The organism is Vibrio sp. 1151_11 (assembly GCF_029478525.1).
In the GTDB taxonomy this organism is placed as follows: domain Bacteria; phylum Pseudomonadota; class Gammaproteobacteria; order Enterobacterales; family Vibrionaceae; genus Vibrio; species Vibrio anguillarum.
Genome location: NZ_SHMN01000033.1, coordinates 1 through 17,896, shown reverse-complemented (window position 1 = coordinate 17,896; position 17,896 = coordinate 1). Strand labels below are relative to the sequence as shown.

The 17,896-nt window shown below is 39.7% G+C and carries 19 protein-coding genes; 17 read left to right on the top strand and 2 right to left on the bottom strand.

Going from position 1 to position 17,896, the window contains the following annotated elements; translation table 11 throughout:
* Nucleotides 1–266: 266 nt before the first annotated feature.
* From EXZ60_RS17090 to EXZ60_RS17020, 12 genes are all read left to right on the top strand, one after another.
* Nucleotides 267–965 (top strand): hypothetical protein, encoded by a 699-nt coding sequence (locus tag EXZ60_RS17090; RefSeq protein WP_277436033.1) that lies wholly within the window; start codon nucleotides 267–269, stop codon nucleotides 963–965.
* A 134-nt stretch (nucleotides 966–1,099) separates the two neighbouring features.
* Nucleotides 1,100–1,510 (top strand): hypothetical protein, encoded by a 411-nt coding sequence (locus EXZ60_RS17080; protein WP_277436032.1) that lies wholly within the window; start codon nucleotides 1,100–1,102, stop codon nucleotides 1,508–1,510.
* 160 nt (nucleotides 1,511–1,670) lie between these two features.
* Nucleotides 1,671–2,297, top strand: a complete 627-nt coding sequence (locus EXZ60_RS17075; protein ID WP_277436031.1) for a hypothetical protein — start codon at nucleotides 1,671–1,673, stop codon at nucleotides 2,295–2,297.
* Between the two features lie 2 nt (nucleotides 2,298–2,299).
* Nucleotides 2,300–2,791, top strand: a complete 492-nt coding sequence (locus EXZ60_RS17070) for a TIR domain-containing protein (RefSeq protein WP_277436030.1) — start codon at nucleotides 2,300–2,302, stop codon at nucleotides 2,789–2,791.
* 660 nt (nucleotides 2,792–3,451) lie between these two features.
* Entirely contained in the window at nucleotides 3,452–4,309 is an 858-nt protein-coding gene (locus EXZ60_RS17060) for a hypothetical protein (protein ID WP_277436029.1), read from the top strand.
* Nucleotides 4,310–4,348: 39 nt separating this feature from the next.
* Entirely contained in the window at nucleotides 4,349–4,615 is a 267-nt protein-coding gene (locus EXZ60_RS17055) for a hypothetical protein (RefSeq protein ID WP_277436028.1), read from the top strand.
* A 368-nt stretch (nucleotides 4,616–4,983) separates the two neighbouring features.
* On the top strand, nucleotides 4,984–5,406 hold the full coding sequence (locus EXZ60_RS17050; RefSeq protein WP_071180450.1) for a DUF4259 domain-containing protein: 423 nt from the start codon (nucleotides 4,984–4,986) through the stop codon (nucleotides 5,404–5,406).
* A 703-nt stretch (nucleotides 5,407–6,109) separates the two neighbouring features.
* The gene (locus EXZ60_RS17045; protein ID WP_277436027.1) at nucleotides 6,110–6,709 is read left to right on the top strand and encodes a hypothetical protein; all 600 of its coding nucleotides are present in this window, start codon (nucleotides 6,110–6,112) and stop codon (nucleotides 6,707–6,709) included.
* 663 nt (nucleotides 6,710–7,372) lie between these two features.
* Nucleotides 7,373–7,840, top strand: a complete 468-nt coding sequence (locus EXZ60_RS17035) for a hypothetical protein (protein WP_017420818.1) — start codon at nucleotides 7,373–7,375, stop codon at nucleotides 7,838–7,840.
* Between the two features lie 1,402 nt (nucleotides 7,841–9,242).
* Nucleotides 9,243–9,683 carry a hypothetical protein gene (locus EXZ60_RS17030; RefSeq protein WP_029190018.1) on the top strand — a complete coding sequence of 147 codons (441 nt, stop codon included), beginning with the start codon at nucleotides 9,243–9,245 and terminating at the stop codon, nucleotides 9,681–9,683.
* A gap of 662 nt (nucleotides 9,684–10,345) precedes the next feature.
* A complete protein-coding gene (locus tag EXZ60_RS17025) occupies nucleotides 10,346–10,687 on the top strand; it encodes an SH3 domain-containing protein (protein WP_277436026.1) in 342 nt (113 codons plus the stop codon).
* A gap of 159 nt (nucleotides 10,688–10,846) precedes the next feature.
* Complete coding sequence (locus EXZ60_RS17020) at nucleotides 10,847–11,473, top strand: hypothetical protein (RefSeq protein ID WP_277436025.1); 627 nt, start codon at nucleotides 10,847–10,849, stop codon at nucleotides 11,471–11,473.
* A gap of 639 nt (nucleotides 11,474–12,112) precedes the next feature.
* Here the strand turns inward: EXZ60_RS17020 and EXZ60_RS17015 are convergent.
* A complete protein-coding gene (locus EXZ60_RS17015) occupies nucleotides 12,113–12,244 on the bottom strand; it encodes a hypothetical protein (RefSeq protein ID WP_277436024.1) in 132 nt (43 codons plus the stop codon).
* A gap of 2,945 nt (nucleotides 12,245–15,189) precedes the next feature.
* Between EXZ60_RS17015 and EXZ60_RS17010 the strand changes: the two genes are divergently transcribed.
* The 5 genes from EXZ60_RS17010 to EXZ60_RS16990 all read left to right on the top strand — a co-directional run bounded on the left by EXZ60_RS17010 (nucleotide 15,190) and on the right by EXZ60_RS16990 (nucleotide 17,505).
* Entirely contained in the window at nucleotides 15,190–15,438 is a 249-nt protein-coding gene (locus EXZ60_RS17010; protein ID WP_026028286.1) for a DUF3297 family protein, read from the top strand.
* Between the two features lie 246 nt (nucleotides 15,439–15,684).
* On the top strand, nucleotides 15,685–15,999 hold the full coding sequence (locus tag EXZ60_RS17005; protein ID WP_064626880.1) for a hypothetical protein: 315 nt from the start codon (nucleotides 15,685–15,687) through the stop codon (nucleotides 15,997–15,999).
* 496 nt (nucleotides 16,000–16,495) lie between these two features.
* Nucleotides 16,496–16,654, top strand: coding sequence for a DUF3265 domain-containing protein (locus EXZ60_RS17000; protein WP_277436023.1), 159 nt, complete (start codon nucleotides 16,496–16,498; stop codon nucleotides 16,652–16,654).
* Nucleotides 16,655–16,688: 34 nt separating this feature from the next.
* Complete coding sequence (locus EXZ60_RS16995; RefSeq protein WP_064626900.1) at nucleotides 16,689–17,045, top strand: hypothetical protein; 357 nt, start codon at nucleotides 16,689–16,691, stop codon at nucleotides 17,043–17,045.
* Nucleotides 17,046–17,187: 142 nt separating this feature from the next.
* The gene (locus EXZ60_RS16990) at nucleotides 17,188–17,505 is read left to right on the top strand and encodes a DUF4144 domain-containing protein (RefSeq protein WP_019281465.1); all 318 of its coding nucleotides are present in this window, start codon (nucleotides 17,188–17,190) and stop codon (nucleotides 17,503–17,505) included.
* 223 nt (nucleotides 17,506–17,728) lie between these two features.
* Here EXZ60_RS16990 and EXZ60_RS16985 read toward each other — a convergent pair.
* On the bottom strand, nucleotides 17,729–17,896 hold a 168-nt coding region (locus EXZ60_RS16985), incomplete at its 5' end, for a PBPRA1643 family SWIM/SEC-C metal-binding motif protein (protein WP_277436034.1).

Sequence of the window (17,896 nt, the reverse complement as noted above, 5' to 3'; positions counted from 1 at the left end):
GAATAAGGAGGCAGTAGCTTCTTCAATATGGCTTCTTTTCTTTCTGTTGGAATGCGATTCAAAACTCACTCATTACCACCCAAACTGGTTAAATTTTAACAGTGACAACTATCCTGCCAGAGGGGGAGAGGGATTGCCAACGCGTGGCGGTTTTAGTGCAAAATTGAAGTTCAGTGTTTACAGTGGTTTTTTGAGTTCGGCGGTGCGTTGTCAACCCCTTAGCCGGGCGTTAGGTGTTTCCCTAAAGTTGGTATTACAGAGGTCTTATGAACGTGTTTTTATTGCCACCTGAAAGGCACTTTGATGGTGGGTTAGGGGCAACCGCAAGTGAGTTTAAACGCTCGGCTGAAGAGCTCAAAGTTACTAAAGGTACTGCTTTGGCGCATTTGCCGGTTTGCTATTTACAGCGTCATTCAATTGAACTCTACTTGAAATCGTTAATAGTGATCCTTCACAAAAAGTATCAAGTTCCATTTGGTGATAGCTTTAATCTTGAAAAGCCAGCTGTTTTTGCAAACGGTAAATGGAAATTAATGAGTAATACTCATAATTTGACAGACCTCTATACATACTTTATTTCGGTTTTTGACTCAGTGAGCGCTCAAATGCCCACGTCAACAAATTGGACAATCGATCCGAAGTTGAAATCCAAGATAAACTTAATCAATGGGTATGACCCAAATAGCACATACTTTCGCTACCCTAGTGCCTTAGACGCAAAGCGCGACAGTATGAAATCTGAAGTTCAGCCTACGGATATTGAGGAGACAATTGCTCGTGCAAATTCCTCTGATAGTCCAGCAGTGAAGTGCGTTGTTTTGCTGGATAAAAATGATCAGGTCGTTGAGACATATGACTTAGCTAGTAATGCGATCCCTGATGTACGAAGTGCTCTCGATTATACAGTGAACTTTCTTCATGATATCCATTGTGCGTTTCTAGGTGAATTGACAAATTGGTCCTAAACACCTAACAAACTGTTTAAGAGTGATTCGCAACGCGTGGCATTTTCACTATGCGTTGCGTTTAGTGTTTAAGGTGGAATGCGGTAGCATTGGTATTGCGTTGCTCACACCTTAACAGGGCGTTAGAGGTATTTATGAGAATATATGCATTGATGTTTTTGGTTAGTTTTCTAGTGGGTTGCTCGAGCGTTTTGTCTACTAGCTCTTTGAAAAATGGCGATCAATTAAAAGAATATGGTTGTGAGATTGATAACGATCACTTTACTCAAGATAGAGAATTTATTGATACTGGATTAAAGTGTATTAAAAATGTATCTAATGAATTTGCTATATCAAATAGCTGTATCTGGGTAGAGCCATATTACCGTTTCGATGACACTCATGTTTCTGGTCATTACCGTTGTAAATTGCCCAAGCAGACTAGCATATTTTCTACGAAACCAACTAGTGCTCAATCTAAAGCAAAATCCAGTTCTAAGTGTCATTATGTTTCTGGTTACTATAGAAAAGGTAAATATGTTAAAGGATACACACGGTGTAGATAACCTCTAACAAACGGCTCAAGAGGGATTGCCAACGCTTGGCGACTTTAGTGCACAATTGAAGTTTTAGTGTTTACAGTGTGTTTTTTAAGTTCGGCGGTGCGTTGTCAACCCCTTAGCCGGGCGTTAAATGCTAATGGAAACTAAGGAGACAGAAAACATAATGAAGAACGGGTTTATTTATCCACTTTTTGATTCGATGGTTAGATTTGCATACTACTGTAATCTTGTCGAACTGTTCAAATTTCTAGCAAAAATCTGTCTTGGCGTTTGTAAAAAGGGCGAGGTTTCAGTTGATGACAAAGTTCAGGCGTGCAATATTGCAATTGATACATATCAGATTTTTAAGTGGTTAATCCTACTTGTATTCTGGAAACTTGGTATTGATCATCAAGCTTCGTTATTAGCTACTTACTATTTGCTAGCAAGCAATCTATTTACATATTTCTACTATCACGTTTGGGGCAGTCAGTATAGGCAGCGAGTTGATCGCGAAGCTCTTAATCGCAAGTTTTTGAATGCGATGTTGGCAATTAGTTACTATCTAGCTTGTTACGCATACTTGTATAACGTTCACTTCAGTTCGGAAATATCGTGGCCAGATAATCTAGTTGATAGTACTAATGCGTTCTATCTGAGTGTTGCCAATGCATTCACTTTAACTTATGGAGGGTTCAGCCCCCTAACGCAAGAAATTAGGGTGGTATTTATGAGCCAACTAATAAATACATTTTTGTTTTTTACAATCATCATTTCCAACTCAATTCCAAATCATGCAGGCAAGGAGTAGTAATGAGTTATAGAAATAAAACTTATGTAATGTTTGACGCAGATACTGACATCAGTAAATATCGCCTAATGACCGCCTGGAATGCGAACTCTAGGTTCGATTTCAACTTCCATGACGCTCATGATTTAAACAACTTACGAGCTACGGCTTCTGAAGAAACCATTAAAAGGCGTCTACGAGAAAGACTTAACAACACTAAACAAGCAATCCTACTCGTGGGAGAGAACACCAAAAACTTGTATAAATTTGTTCGTTGGGAAATTGAAGTTGCAATGAGTCTTGATATACCAATTATTGCGGTGAACCTATGCAACTCAAATCGAGAAACGACCCGAACGCCCCCAATATTGATAAATAATGGATACTTTGTATCAGTGCCTTTTGAAGTAAAGAAAATCAAGTATGCGTTAGATAACTTCCCTAATGAATACCATCGAGAAAAATCTAATGCTCCAAGCCCAAGGCATTATGATTGGGCGAAAATTAGCATTTAACAATCTGTTTAAGAGTGATTCGCAACGCTTGGCATTTTTGCTATGCGTTGCGTTTAGTGTTTAAGGTGGTATGCAGTGGCTTCGGTATTGCGTTGCTCACACCTTAACAGGGCGTTATGCAACTCAGGTAAATTTAGGGGTTCAATCTTTTGGATTTCTCCGGCCATTCGTTTGGTGTTGTCGGCAAATGAGCTTTTTTACCCTCAAATTCGTGGCTAACTCAAGCCGTAAAACAGGCAAGGTTCTTTGTTTGCCTCAATCAGTTTTAGCGTTGGCGCGTTGTAAATTAAGTGGGCGCAAAGTGTGGAAAGGGCAAGTTATTCAATCATTTCGCATTTGCTGAAAGTCTTGCTTGTTGAGTTTATCTCATTCAAAAGCTTGGTTTGTTGTTGAAAGGTGGGCTTTGTTTTGGCGGCTTATTTATCATGGCTCTTGCTTGGGTTGGTTCTTGAATCACTCAACCATTGCAATGGTGGCTTTTGATCGAGTAAAGTCAGTTTATCTTATTGAATTTGCATAACAAACGGCTCAAGAGGGATTGCCAACGCTTGGCGATTTTAGTGCAAAATTGCAGTTCAGTGTTTAAGTGTGTTTTTTAAGTTCGGCGGTGCGTTGTCAACCCCTTAGCCGGGCGTTATAAGTAAACGATAGGATTATAAGATGAGTTTTACCGAAGAGAAGATAAAAGTTCTTAAAGAGCTTCTATTTCAATATGATTTTTCACAAGGCTTTACGCGTTACTATCCCGAAACTAAGTTTACAGATAAAGGAAGTGAAACAACCTTACACGTGAATATTGGAGGTTGTTCTTCATACCTTTCAAAGATAAGCCTAAGCCCTGAAGGAAACTTAGCCATATTCCCAGTGGTTTTTGACTTTTTTGATGCCGTAGTAGATAAAAAACTAGGAATCAATAATAACTCTTTCTCTCAGAAAAATAATGCATTTCTTAATTCTAGTAGTGGCGATATGATAGTTGACTTTATTGAAAGGAAGTCATTTGAAAGAGCTATTGAAATTAGAAACAAAATCATACATAACAACTTAACTGTTAATGAACATAATCAGTTAGTGCTACCCAGTGGAAAAATTTATCCTGTTTCTTTATTTTCTAAGATAAACCGTTTACTTTTCAATGTGGCTGTGCGTTGTTTAGATTCTACACTTTATAGCTTATATGATAAAAGTGCGTCGTTATCTTTATTCAAAGAAGTATTTGAAGGTGAAGAATACGAGCAGGTCATATGTGGTGATGTTATCTCTAATATGCATAGTGGAGTCCGTTGGAGAGAGAATTATTATGAAAAAACGATACCAAAAGATAAACCACTATATGAGATCTTATCTAGACCAATAGAGATATCGATAACTGATGAAAGTTCTGTTTTTGAAAATGGTTTGTATGGTAATTATACATTTATATTTGCTTTGAATGGAGTGAAAGTTATCTTACCAGCCGAGCTGATAAAAAACCATAAAGAACGAACGCTAGAGGATTTTTCTGAATGGAAAGGGTAAGTTACTTATAACAAAGCATTTAAGAGTGATTCGCAACGCTTGGCAGTTTCGCTTCGCTCAAGTATAGCCAAGCATCGCTCACACCTTAATGCGGCGTTATGTAAAGCGGGTAAAATTGGTATTATTCTGTTTTTGCGATCTCTTAAGCCATCGGTCCGTATCGTCGGCAAAATTCGTTTTTTCTGTCCCAATTCTTTGCCTAATTTAGCCGTAAAACATGCCAAGATTTGTGAGTTGCCTCATTTAGTTTCAGGGTTGGTTCGTGGTTGGTTGTGCAGGCTCAAAGTGTGGAAAGGGCAAGGTTAACGATATTCAGTCTTTGTTGATGGTTTCTTTCGTTAAATTTCATTGGCTTAACGGCATTTTTAGTCGCTGACAATCAGTATCCACCGTTTGTTGCGGCTTGGTTTGTAACATTGCTGACTTAGCAAATTCGTGAACACGGTTGGGTTCTTTTGTTTTGGCTAATTCTTCGGTCGTACAGGCTTGGTTTTTCATGGTAACTTTGGCTTATGTGACTGAATTTACATAACAAAGCATTTAAGACGGATTCGCAACGCTTGGCGGTTTTAGTGTAAATTCAGTTTTTGCGTTTTAAGTGGTTTGTCGAGGTATTGGTGTTTAGCGTCGCTCACCACTTAATGCGGCGTTATGCGTAAAAGAGGAGTTATAGTTTGGGTGCATGGAGTGAAGACAATTTTGGCAATGATAGTGCCAGTGACTGGATCTGGGAATTGGAGAAATCAAAAGGGTTAAATACTCTACTGTCACCGATACAATCGGTGTTAAATGAGAATGAGTACTTGGAAGTAGATATTTGCTCCGAAGCTTTAGCTGCTTCAGAAGTGATTGCTGCGGCGATAACAAGCGATCACACTTTGTTGCCAGATGAAGCTCGAAATTGGCTTAATCGTAAGCAAGGTTGGCTAATTGGTCGTAAGCCTCAAGTAACAGCAGAGCATGCGAAACAAGCTCTAATGGCAGTTCAAAAAGTACTTTCAAACTCTGAGCTTCAAGAACTCTGGGAAGAGGATGGAGTTAATGAAAAATGGAGAACAATTCAAAATAATCTCATTGCCAAGTTAGAAAACGCATAACAAGGCGTTTAAGACAGATTCGCAACGCTAAGCATTTTTGGTTTTCTTTGAATTTAGTGTTTATGGCACAATGGTTTAGGTTAGGTGGCAAAGTTGCTCACTACTTAACGCGGCGTTATGCAACTCAGGTAAATTTAGGGGTTCAATCTTTTGGATTTCTCCGGCCATTCGTTTTGTGTTGTCGGCAAATGAGCATTTTTACCCTAAAATTCGAGGTTTACTCAAGCCGTAAAACAGGCAATGTTCTTTGTTTGCCTCAATCAGTTTTAGCGTTGGCGCGTTGTCAAATTAGTGGGCGCAAAGTGTGGAAAGGGCAAGTTTATCGAGCATTTTGTACTTGCTGAAGATTTCGCTCGTTGAGTTTTCCTGATTCAAAAGCTTGGTTTGTTGCTGAAAGGTGGACTTTGTTTTGGCGGCTTATTTATCATGGCTCTGGCTTGGGTTAGTTCTTGAATCACTCAACCATTGCAATTGTGGCTTTTGGTCGTGTAAATTCGGTTTATCTCATTGAATTTGCATAACAAACGGCTCAAGAGGGATTGCCAACGCGTGGCGACTTTAGTGCAAAATTGCAGTTCAGTGTTTACAGTGTGTTTTTTAAGTTCGGCGGTGCGTTGTCAACCCCTTAGCCGGGCGTTAAGTTTATAATGGAGTTCAATAATTGGTCAGAAAGTCAAGGTTTACAGTCGTATATGTTTCAGCCATGGTCTTAATTTCGTTTGGACTCCTGGTTGGAATTAACTTTCCAAGTAAAGGTGATATTAAATGGACAGAGATACTGTCCTCGGTTTCCAATCTTGCTATGGCAATAATTGCATATTTGGCATTAAATGTATGGAAATCTCAATTAAAGCACTCCAAGCGAGTCGAACAAATTGAAACCTTAAGAATGCAACTCGATGTATTAATAAGTGCGTTTAATACAAAGTTATTGAGGAAGTATGACCAAAAACGAAATGACGAAGGCGCTTTACTAGAAGGTTTTAATCCTCGTGAGCAATATTTGAACAACAAGAAAGAATATGAGGACAATCACAACCATGAACTTAATGAAGCGATTAAAGAGTACACGTTCAATTTAGATAACTATCAGTCATCGTTTGGAAATCCACTTCCAGAATCATTGATGTTTACAGAAATTAAAAAACATTTAGATGAGTTTGAGCAAGAACTTTATTGTTGTTATTTGAATCAAGAGAAAGCATTCCCAGTATTTTACAATTCAGTTTCATCCAAATTATCTAACTATCGGATCAAAATGCAAGCTGACCTAAAAGATGAAATGAGTGCGCTTTGGAAATAAACTTAACAAACAATTTAAGAGTGATTCGGCACGCGTGGCATTTTTGCTATGCGTCGGTTTTAGTGATTAAGGTGTTATGCGGGAGCATCGTATTGCGTGCCTCACACCTTAATTGGGCGTTATGCAACTCAGGGAAATTTAGGGGTTCAATCTTTTTAGATTTCTCCGGCCATTCATTTTGTGTTGTCGGCAAATGAGCACTTTTACCCTCAGATTCGTGGTTCACTCAAACCGTAAAACAGGCAAGGTTCTTTGTTTGCCTCAATCAGTTTTAGCGTTGGCGTGTTGTGAATCTTGTGGGCGCAAAGTGTGGAAAGGGCAAGTTTATCGAGCATTTTGTACTTGCTGAAAGTCTTGCTTGTTGAGTTTGTCTCATTCAAAAGCTTGGTTTGTTGTTAAATGGTGGACTTTGTTTTGGCGGCTCATTTATCGCAGTTCTTGCTTGGGTTGATTCTTGAATCACTCAACCATTGTAATTGTGGCTTTTGGTCGTGTAAATTCTATTTATCTCATTGAATTTGCATAACAAACGGCTCAAGAGGGATTGCCAACGCGTGGCGACTTTAGTGCAAAATTGAAGTTCAGGGTTTACGGTGTATTTTTTTGAGTTCGGTGGTGCGTTGTCAACCCCTTAGCCGGGCGTTATGTATCAGGAGGAGAAAGATGCCAGATCTATTGGGTTCATTGATACAACTTCTTCAGTTGTTAGAGCAAGCTAAGCTGGGGTGGTTAGCTAACGCTTTGTTAGTATTTATAACCTTACTGAGCGTTGTCTACTTCTTGGCTTTTGTTATATTCAGCCCGAAGGTGATAAGACTAGCAAAGTTGATAAATTCCGGCTTTTCAGCAGCTAAACCAAAAATCAATGAAGCAATGAGCTCACCTTACGATTATAAGTTTTCTGAAAATAAGGTGTTTCTTTCAGTCTCTTTATTCATGTATTACATGTACATGATATTTATGCTTTTTTATGCGCTTCTGTTTTCTGGTATAGCTTCTGGCTTCTTATTGGATGAAAAGTTACCAATGACCAAATCTCTTCTAGCTTATGCATGTGCGATAGCATTCTTTGCCTTCGCACGTTTCTTTAAGTGCCAAGGAGATAAGGATCTATATAAGCTTCGGAGTTAAAAAATACATAACAAAGCATTTAAGACGGATTCCCAACGCTTGGCATTTTCAGTTTGCTTCGGCTTAAGTGTTTACGGCACAATACTTTAGGTGCGGTGGTCTGCGTTGCTCACCACTTAATGCGGCGTTAGCCTACAAAGCGGAAATGGGAAGATAACTTCAAATAAGTAAGCTACCAAAGCAGTAGCTTACCTAAGCGATGTACTTTATTTTTTAGACGACTTACTAGGTTTTAGCCCCGGAGTATTTCCAGGAGTATTTTTATTGTCACGTCTACGTTGGTCTGGTTTACCTGTTGATTCAGCGATTGGTTTTGGACCTGGTTTTAAAGCCATGATGATATTCCCCATTCTTATGAGAGCAAATCTCCCACATGTGAATATATCCATATCTGTACATGTAAACAGTGATCTATGGTTCATTTCCATGTGTATTTTATGGTTATTTCGAGGCTTACGATCTGGCTGCCGACACTTAACCAAAGGCTGCTTATGGGAAGTGGTGTATTTGTTTATTTCTTTGGTGTGGCTTCTTCGAAAGAATTCTTTGTAAATTCATGTCCTAGAAGCTCGTCAGTTTCTCTGCTATTTCTTCTTTGCCAAGTGCGTTTCGTGGATTAGGTTTTAGTTTCTCAGTTGTCCGTTTTACTTTGCCGCTTGAAAACAATAATGTGTTTTAAATTAGGCCGTTGGGTAGTCAATCTCCGGCTAAAGTGCAGCAGCTAACAAACGGCTCAAGAGGGATTGCCAACGCGTGGCGACTTTAGTGCAAAATTGAAGCTCAGTGTTTACAGTGTGTTTTTTAAGTTCGGTGGTGCGTTGTCACCCCCTTAGCCGGGCGTTATGCAACTCAGGTAAATTTAGGGGTTCAATCTTTTGGGATTTCTCCGGCTATTCGTTTTGTGTTGTCGGCAAATGAGCTTTTATCCTCAGATTCTTGGTTAACTCAAACCGTAAAACAGGCAAGTTTCTTGGTTTGCCTCAATCATTTTTAGCGTTGGCGCGTTGTGAATTTAGTGGGTGTAAAGTGCGGAAAGGGCAAGTTAATCGATTATTTCGTACTTGTTGAAGATTTCGCTCGTTGAGTTTGTTTCATTCAAAAGCTTGGTTTGTTGTTGAAAGGTGGACTTTGTTTTGGCGGCTCATTTATCACAGTTCTTGCTTGGGTTGATTCTTGAATCACTCAACCATTGCAATTGTGGCTTTTGGTCGTGTAATGTCAGTTTATCCCATTGAATTTGCATAACAAACGGCTCAAGAGGGATTGCCAACGCGTGGTGACTTTAGTGCAAAATTGAAGTTCAGTGTTTACGGTGTGTTTTTTGAGTCCGGCGGTGCGTTGTCAACCCCTTAGCCGGGCGTTATGCTCTAGTCACAATCAAACTATTTTGGAATTTATCACAATGAAAAAATTAACAATTCTAGCTCTTTCATCACTGGCTTTCTTCTCATCTAACACTTTTGCTAGAGATGATGTGGGTAATTATTCGATTACAAAGGCAATGAGCTCTGAAGTGGCTAAATCTAAATTAGGCACTGAAGTTTCATTTTACTTTGGCGAGCAGAGTTACGGCAAAGTTCTCAAAGAATTAGGTGAATTTAAAACCAGTAAAAAAACGAACGCTTTCAATAAAACAGATGAAGAAGCGTGCAATTGGGTTTTTCTTTCCGCCATGATTGCTCTTAAAGACAGAGCGATAAAAGAGGGTGGAAATGCAGTAGTTAATATCAAATCAAATTACAAAAACAACCTCACTTCAAGCAACGATACTTTTCAATGTGGTGCTGGAGCCGTAATGGCTGGAGTTGCATTGAGTGGTGAAGTTGTGAAGCTCAAAAAATAAGCATAACAAACGGTTAAAGAGGGATTGCCAACGCTCGTCGACTTTAGTTCAAAATTGAAATTCAGTGTTTACGGCGTGTTTTTTGAGTTAAGTGGTGCGTTGTCAACCCCTTAACCTGGCGTTATGCAACTCAGATAAATTTAGGGGTTCAATCTTTTGGATTTCTCCGGCCATTCGTTTTGTGTTGTTGGCAAATGAGCCTTTTTATCCTCAAATTCGTGGTTAACTTAAACCGTAAAACAGACAAGGTTCTTTGTTTGCCTCAATCAGTTTTAGCGCTGGTTCGTTGCCAATTCAGCGTGCGCAAAGTGTGGAAAGGGCAAGTTTATCGAGTATTTCGCATTTGCTGAAGGTCTTGCTTGTTGAGTTTGTCTCATTCAAAAGCTTGGTTTGTTGTTGAAAGGTGGGCTTTGTTTTGGCAGCTCATTTATCACAGTTCTTGCTTGGGTTGATTCTTGAATCACTCAACCATTGCAATTGTGGCTTTTGATCGAGTAAAGTCAGTTTATCTCATTGAATTTGCATAACAAACGGTTAAAGAGGGACTGCCAACGCGTGGCGGTTTTTGTTCAAATTGGCATTTGTGATTACGGTTGTTATTTTGAGTTCAGTGTTTTGCGTTGTCAGCCCCTTAACCGGGCGTTATGTACTTTGGAGAAAATATGGAAGTAGTTACTACTGAAAAGCACGTCTCAGAATATCCCAATCCGTTTTATTTGAAACAAGGCGATAAAGTAGCTCTAGGTACAATAGACGACGAGTTTCCCAACTGGATCTTTATAACCAGTAGTGAAGGGGAGCAGGGTTGGGCCCCAGTTCAATATATAGAGAAGATTGAAGGTGGCTCTGAAGGAATCTTGCTTAAAGACTATGACAATGCTGAGCTCAATACTGTCATTGGTGAAAAACTGTCAGTGCTATTCGAACTCAATGAGTGGTATCGAGTTTCGAGGTCAACAGGTGAAATTGGTTGGGTACCAGTGCGCTCGGTACGACGTACATAACAAACAATTTAAGAGGGATTCCCAACGCTTGGCATTTTTGCTTCTACTTCAAGTTTAGTGGTTACGGTACAATGCGTTAGGTTGGGTGGTAGCGTTGCTCACCCCTTAATTGGGCGTTATGTTTAGCGAACAATAATATCCTTAAGAGGTAGATATATTGTGAAAAAAATAATAAGTATTGCAGTAATTACAGTAGTTTCAGGGGGCGCTTTAGCTAGTCCAGATAACTGGTCCTATAGCGAAAAAGTGAACCACTTTGAAAACAGTGTGTTTATTGAATCAAAGTACTATGATGAGACGGAAAATAGTGGGTTAACTATCTCATGTGATAAAGGTGGTGAAAATGAAATATTTGCCAAGTTCATTACGCTGAAAGATGAAGGCTATCTATTGTTTCCTGATCTTGGCATGGCGAAATTTGATTTCGTGATAGATGACTTGTTAAGTGAGAGTATTTCTGGTTTTTATACGTATGAAAGCGAAGAGAAAGTTTTTTTGGGTATGACCAACAAATTTCCAAAACGCTTACTTAACGCAATAGGTAACCCATCTCTATCAGAAAAACAGCTGCACGTTCGTATGACAGTTGATGGTGTCCATATCAAGGCTTTGAAAAGAGCACTAAATAGTAATGAAGATCTAAAAACAAATGAAGATATCCTAAAATGGGTTAGGGATAATTCAGCGACGCAGGGGAGCAAGCATCATTTCGAAAAGCATGTTGAATTAAAAGGCTTCAGTAAGTACATCGAAAACTATAACGGTTGCTCAGTCTCAAGCAAATAAACATAACAAACAATTTAAGAGGGATTCCCAACGCTTGGCATTTTTGCTTCTACTTCAATTTTAATGGTTACGGTACAATGCGTTAGGTTGGGTGGTAGCGTTGCTCACCCCTTAATTGGGCGTTAGGCAAAGTGAGTTTTTATCAGCTAAAACGAGTTGGAATTGAACGGTAAATTCCATGTTTTGTGGCTTAACTTAAGCAATAAATAATCATCACATATTTGTTGTTTCTTGATCGCGTTGGGTTGCTTTTCGCTGTGAATTCATCGGCAAAATAACCTTCAGCATCCAAACGTCCGCCGAGCATGCTACGCTCATCACTTTTCTTCCAAATCGCTCAATTTTAGTTTTTTGGTTTTTTTGCTGAATTAGGGTTTTGGTTTATAAATGAATCGGTTAGCTTGTTTTAAGTTTGTAAAAAAGCCCTGTTTTTTGGTTTTGAAAGTGTCGTTGTCAATCGGTTGGCCTAACAAACGGCTCAAGAGGGATTGCCAACGCGTGGCGACTTTAGTACAAAATTGAAGTTCAGTGATTACGGTGTGTTTTTTGAGTTTGGCAATGCGTTGTCAACCCCTTAGCCGGGCGTTAGGCAAAGTGAGTTTTTATCAACTAAATCGGGTTTGAATTGAACTGTGAATTCTATGTTCTCATGGCTGGACTTAAGCAATAAATCGTCATCACATATTTGTTGTTTCTTGATCGCGTTGGGTTGTTTATCGCTGTGAATTCATCGGCAAAATAACCTTCAGCATCCAAACGTCCGCCGAGCATGCTACGCTCGTCACTTTTCTTCCAAATCGCTCAATTTGAGTTTTTTGTTTCTTTGCTGATTTAGCATTTTGGTTTATAAATGAATCGGTTAGCTAGTTTTAAGTTTACAAAAAAGCTTGTTCTTTGGTTTTTAAAGTGTCGTTGTCAATCGGTTGGCCTAACAAACGGCTCAAGAGGGATTGCCAACGCGTGGCGGCTTTAGTACAAAATTGAAGTTCAGTGTTTACAGTGTGTTTTTTAAGTTCGGCGGTGCGTTGTCAACCCCTTAGCCGGGCGTTAGCTGAGGTTAAGAAAAATCATAAAATTCCGTGTTCATTTTTTCTTAGTCTGAGGCTCTAGCTTTACACCTGAAAGTCAGCACTTTTCCATGTATCTCGCCAGTGGCACTGTTCGTGAAGTGTTTGAACTAACCGAAGCCTTCTTACGGGAAGTGGTGTGTTTGTTTATTTCTTTGGTGTGGCTTCTTTGGTTTTGAGGCTCTTTCGCGCTTAAATGGATTTTGCGCACTTGGTTGCTGGCTTCTTCGAAAGAATTCTTTGTAAATTTAAGTCTTAGAAGCTCGTCAGTTTTACTGTTATTTCTTCTTTGCCAAGTGCGTTTCGTGGATTGGGTTTTAGTTTCTCAGTTGTCCGTTTTACTTTGTCGCTTGAAAGCAATAATGTGTTTTAAATTAGGCCGTTGGGTCGCAAATCTCCGGCTAAAGTGCAGCAGCTAACAAACGGCTCAAGAGGGATTGCCAACGCTTGGCGACTTTAGTGCAAAGTTGAAGTTCAGTGTTTACAGTGTGTTTTTTAAGTTCGGTGGTGCGTTGTCAACCCCTTAGCCGGGCGTTATGCAACTCAGGTAAATTTAGGAGTTCAATCTTTTGGGATTTCTCCGGCCATTCGTTTTGTATTGTCGGCAAATGAGTACTTTTACCCTCAAATTCGTAGTTCACTTAAGCCGTAAAACAGGCAAGGTTCTTTGTTTGCCTCAATCAATTTTAGCGTTGGCGCGTTGTAAATTCAGTGGGCGCAAAGTGTGGAAAGGGCAAGTTTATCGAGCGTTTTGTACTTGCTGAAAGTCTTGCTCGGTGAGTTTGTATAATTCAAAAGCTTGGTTTGTCGCTGAACGGTGGACTTTGTTTTGGCGGCTTATTTATCACGGCTCCTACTTGGGTTGATTCTTGAATCACTCAACCATTGCAATCGTGGCTTTTGTTCGAGTAAAGTTAGTTTATCTCATTGAATTTGCATAACAAACGGCTCAAGAGGGATTGCCAACGCGTGGCGACTTTAGTGCAAAATTGAAGTTCAGTGTTTAAGTGTGTTTTTTAAGTTCGGCGGTGCGTTGTCAACCCCTTAGCCGGGCGTTATGTGTCGGATGAGTTTTTGAGGTTAATTCTACGATTTCATTGAGAATTCGTTCCGTGTTTTCGGCAAGTTGGCTTAGTCGAAATGGATTCTTGAACAACTTGAGATTGATCGTTTTCAAGGTTCTTGGATTGCCTCAATTAAGTTTTGGATCTGGCTTGTGTTGAGTTTCGCCAGTTTCAAATCGCTTCAATTGAAATGTCTTTTTGACTGACTCTCTTGCTGAAGTTCAGCTCTGAAAGTCTGGTGAAGCAAAAGGTTTGGTTGTGGCTGAAAGGGCGCTTTCTTTGTTGTTGATTCTGCAAGTGGCTCTCTTTGGCTCAGATCGCTGTGAAATTTAGGTTTTGGTAAGCATCGTTTTTGCACGTAACTTATTAAAATATCTTCATTTCTACGGTGGTTTACTTTGAATTCACGGTAAAATTCACATAACAAGCAATTCAAGTGGATTCTCAACGCGTGGCAGTTTTACTATGCGTCAGGTAAAGTGTTTTACGGTGCAATGCAGCGACTTGGTCAGTGCGTTGTTCACCACTTAATTGGGCGTTAGGTTTACGAAGAGAAAAGCGTAATTGTTGGGGAAAAGATTCGGAGATTTCTCTAGCCATTCGTTTACGGATGTCAGCAAATCAGCTTGGTTTGCCCAAATCATCACGTTTCTTTCACTTTCTCAAAGTTCGTGGGTTGCTTCATTGGAAAATGGCGTAGGTTGGTTGAATGTTCCACTGGCGCAAAGGTGCTTTGATTTTCTCAATCGAATGAATGAGTTACTTGTTTTAAGCTCATCGCATTTGGCTGCCAAATTGAGTAAAAGGTTTGGGTTTTGTTTATCGTAATGCGTTAAATTAGTGGTTCTTTGCCAAGTTAATGAATGCGAAACAGTAACACCTAACAAAAAATTCAAGCCTGACTACCAACGCGTGGCTGAATTAGTTCCAAAATGGTTTAGTGATTACGGTGCATTGCTTAAAGTGGCATTGTGCGTTGGTAGCAGCTTAATTTGGCGTTAGGTTTACGAAGAAAAAAGCATCATTATTGGGAAAAAGATCTGGGGATTTCTCTAGCCATTTGTTTACGGTTTTCAGCAAATCAGCTTCATTTGTCCCAATTCTTTGTGATCTCCAACATCAGCGCAAACCAAAATTCGTGGGTTGCTTCATTGGAAAATCGAGTAGGTTGGTTGAAAGTTTACCTGGCGCAAAAGCGCTTTAGGTTTATTAATCGGCTCAACAAAATAGTTGTTTTAAGTTTGTCGCATTTGGCTGTCAAATTAAGTGAAAGGTTTGGGTTTGATTCATCACAATGCGGTAATCTAGCGGGATTCTTTGCCAAGTTGGTGAAGGTTAAACAGTATAACCTAACAAGAAATTCAAGCCTGACTACCAACGCGTGGCTGAATCGGTTCCTAAATGGTTTTGTGTTTACGGTGCATTGCTTTAGGTTGCATTGTGCGTTGGTAGCAGCTTAATTCAGCGTTATATGCCATCTAGTTCTGCGTTCTATATCGCATATGAAATAGCATCTTTACTATGTTGAGCGGTCGGCTTGTATTGTCTACAATAGCGCACTTTTTACATATTTTAGGTTATGAATATGAACGACACTACAGCTAAACCCGCTTTGCCGGATCACCTTGCTGGTAATCCTCGCAGCCCACACTATGTAGCGGAGTGCTTTGAACATCACATTGGCATTCGTCTAAATGGCAAAGAGCGTACTGATGTTGAAGAATACTGCATTAGTGAAGGGTGGGTGAAAATTCCTTCACCGAAAGCTAAAGATCGTTTTGGCCAGCCGATGCTGATTAAGTTAAAAGGTGAAGTTGAAGCTTTTTATAAATAAGCTGTATTTTATACCGTCCGCATGCAATGTGTTGATAAATATGTAATTCAATGCATTGCATTCAAGATCTAGCTAGGTTTCTCATCCAAACATATAACAAACGGCTCAAGAGGGATTGCCAACGCGTGGCGGCTTTAGTGCAAAATTGAAGTTCAGTGTTTACCGTGTGTTTTTTGAGTTCGGTGGTGCGTTGTCAACCCCTTAGCCGGGCGTTATATGCTGAAGTGGAAATAAGAAGGATATTCAATGAAGTTCAATCATTTAGGTATACCAACAACAGAACGATTCGATGGCGAAATCGATTTGCCTCATTTAAAGATGACCGTATCTGATCATGAAAACAACCCTTATGGTATCCAGTGGCAGCGTTTTTGGGCTGATGCTCCATATCCTGAGTTGGTAAAAACAGTTCCTCATGCCGCTTTTGAAGTTGATGATCTAATGGCTGAAATTAAAGGTAAGAAAGTCATTATTGAACCTAACTCACCAAGTGAGGGTTTACTTGTTGCTTTCATTGAGGTAAATGGAGCTCCAGTTGAATTGATGGAATATTCTAAATAGTTGGTTGATGCTATTCAGGCCAGCCAGAGATAAGTATCTTAGGTAACTTTAAGAACGCATATAACAAACAATTTAAGAGGGATTCCCAACGCTTGGTATTTTTGCTTCTACTTCAATTTTAGTGGTTACGGTACAATGCTTTAAGTTGGGTGGTGGCGTTGTTCACCCCTTAATTGGGCGTTATGCTTAATCACGCGAAATCAGTGGTTTATGGTTTTTCTTTGTTCCCTCGGCTGATTGTTTTTGTGTTTATCGGCAAGTTGGCTTCATTGGGCGCTGTTTTCCGGACACTTATTCTTTGGCGCTGAAAATTCAGAGAATTGCCTCAATCAGTTTTCAAGCAAGCGCGAGGTTAGGGCAGTTGGCTCAATCAGAGCTTTTAACTTAGGTTTTTGAGTTTAGGCAGCCAAATATCAAAATCTGATTTTTAAAAATTATGAGTCATTTCAGTTTTCTAGCTTTTGGCTTTTGTTTGTAAATCAAAGTCGAGCTAATCTTGGTTTTATTAAAACGTAACCCATTGAAGCTTAAACATAACAAGGCGTTCAAGAGGGATTCATGCCGCGTGGCATTTTGGGTTTGCAGTGAGTTTTGTGGTGAAGGTAGTCTGCGGAAGGTTGGTTTAGGCGGCACTCACCCCTTAACGCAGCGTTAGTATCAAAATTAAATTAGGTTTCGGAGTATTTGAAATGTTTTTTTCTAGTTCATCTCAACCCTTAGTTAACGGCGCTCACTTGTGCGAAGAGTTAGCTAGATTTCTATCTGAAAACAAAAGTGACTTTGAACAGAAACTTATCCCGGATCTATCTCATATAGATCATATGGCTCACAATGTTAATGGTATAGAAGTCGAAAACATTTCTTTTGTGGGCTGTGATCAATATCAACTCGATTATTCATACGATTGGGAAGTCTATCGTGGCTGCTCTGACATGAATGAAGCTGATATCGAACATGAAAGCGTATTGTTTATCCTTAATGATGACGGCTTCATCGAAATTGATTTCCCAGAATATGAAGAGCGTGATACACGCGAGGAATTTTAGTACTAACAAACGGCTCAAGAGGGATTGCCACCGCTTGGCGACTTTAGTGCAAAATTGAAGTTCAGTGTTTACGGTGTGTTTTTTGAGTTCGGCGTTGCGTTGTCAACCCCTTAGCCGGGCGTTATGTTTATTGGAGAAATTCATGGTCAATTGGCCTTGTATCCTGAAATTGGATGGTGACGATGAGCTCATTTATTTGGGCTCAGAAACTGACTTGAACTGCGAATGTGTGGGGTTGATTTTTAGCTCAGATGATCGAGTAATAGATTCTGAAGGCTTTGTATACTCATTGGTTTCAGATGCTTCAACAGCGATTAACTTGGTTGGAAACTCAGTCCAGATTTCAGCAGAAGATGCATCAAGATTGATTCAATGTCACGAGTTTTGTCGAGCTGAAGTTTGTTTGACAAAAATTCAATTTGAGACGGTAAGTGACGCAATTAAGTGTCTTAAATCTTAGGCTAAATAAACATAACAAACGGCTCAAGAGGGATTGCCAACGCGTGGCGGCTTTAGTGCAAAATTGAAATTCAGTGTTTACAGTGTGTTTTTTGAGTTTGGCTATGCGTTGTCAACCCCTTAGCCGGGCGTTATACCGTTTTAACTTACGCGCAGAGCATCGTATAGGTTCTAGTTTATAAAAAAACCGTCAGAAGACGGCTTTGGACGTAATTATCGAGGGTTTAAGCACAGCACTTTTTGTACTTTTTCCCGCTTCCGCAAGTGCACGGTTCATTACGGTTTGGTGTTTTGTCATAGGTAATAGTTTTAGGTTTGTTTAATAGCGTATCAAGCTCAACAGTGTTCTCTGGTTGCTTTGAGTCAATGACAATATCAGCCACTATTGAGTG

Bases quoted from the DNA above. Each gene is read 5' to 3' on its own strand.
- EXZ60_RS17090 (WP_277436033.1), top strand. From the start codon at position 267: ATGAACGTGTTTTTATTGCCACCTGAAAGGCACTTTGATGGTGGGTTA.
- EXZ60_RS17080 (WP_277436032.1), top strand. From the start codon at position 1,100: ATGAGAATATATGCATTGATGTTTTTGGTTAGTTTTCTAGTGGGTTGC.
- EXZ60_RS17075 (WP_277436031.1), top strand. From the start codon at position 1,671: ATGAAGAACGGGTTTATTTATCCACTTTTTGATTCGATGGTTAGATTT.
- EXZ60_RS17070 (WP_277436030.1), top strand. From the start codon at position 2,300: ATGAGTTATAGAAATAAAACTTATGTAATGTTTGACGCAGATACTGAC.
- EXZ60_RS17060 (WP_277436029.1), top strand. From the start codon at position 3,452: ATGAGTTTTACCGAAGAGAAGATAAAAGTTCTTAAAGAGCTTCTATTT.
- EXZ60_RS17045 (WP_277436027.1), top strand. From the start codon at position 6,110: ATGGTCTTAATTTCGTTTGGACTCCTGGTTGGAATTAACTTTCCAAGT.
- EXZ60_RS17035 (WP_017420818.1), top strand. From the start codon at position 7,373: ATGCCAGATCTATTGGGTTCATTGATACAACTTCTTCAGTTGTTAGAG.
- EXZ60_RS17030 (WP_029190018.1), top strand. From the start codon at position 9,243: ATGAAAAAATTAACAATTCTAGCTCTTTCATCACTGGCTTTCTTCTCA.
- EXZ60_RS17025 (WP_277436026.1), top strand. From the start codon at position 10,346: ATGGAAGTAGTTACTACTGAAAAGCACGTCTCAGAATATCCCAATCCG.
- EXZ60_RS17015 (WP_277436024.1), bottom strand. From the start codon at position 12,244: ATGCTCGGCGGACGTTTGGATGCTGAAGGTTATTTTGCCGATGAATTC.
- EXZ60_RS17010 (WP_026028286.1), top strand. From the start codon at position 15,190: ATGAACGACACTACAGCTAAACCCGCTTTGCCGGATCACCTTGCTGGT.
- EXZ60_RS17005 (WP_064626880.1), top strand. From the start codon at position 15,685: ATGAAGTTCAATCATTTAGGTATACCAACAACAGAACGATTCGATGGC.
- EXZ60_RS16995 (WP_064626900.1), top strand. From the start codon at position 16,689: ATGTTTTTTTCTAGTTCATCTCAACCCTTAGTTAACGGCGCTCACTTG.
- EXZ60_RS16990 (WP_019281465.1), top strand. From the start codon at position 17,188: ATGGTCAATTGGCCTTGTATCCTGAAATTGGATGGTGACGATGAGCTC.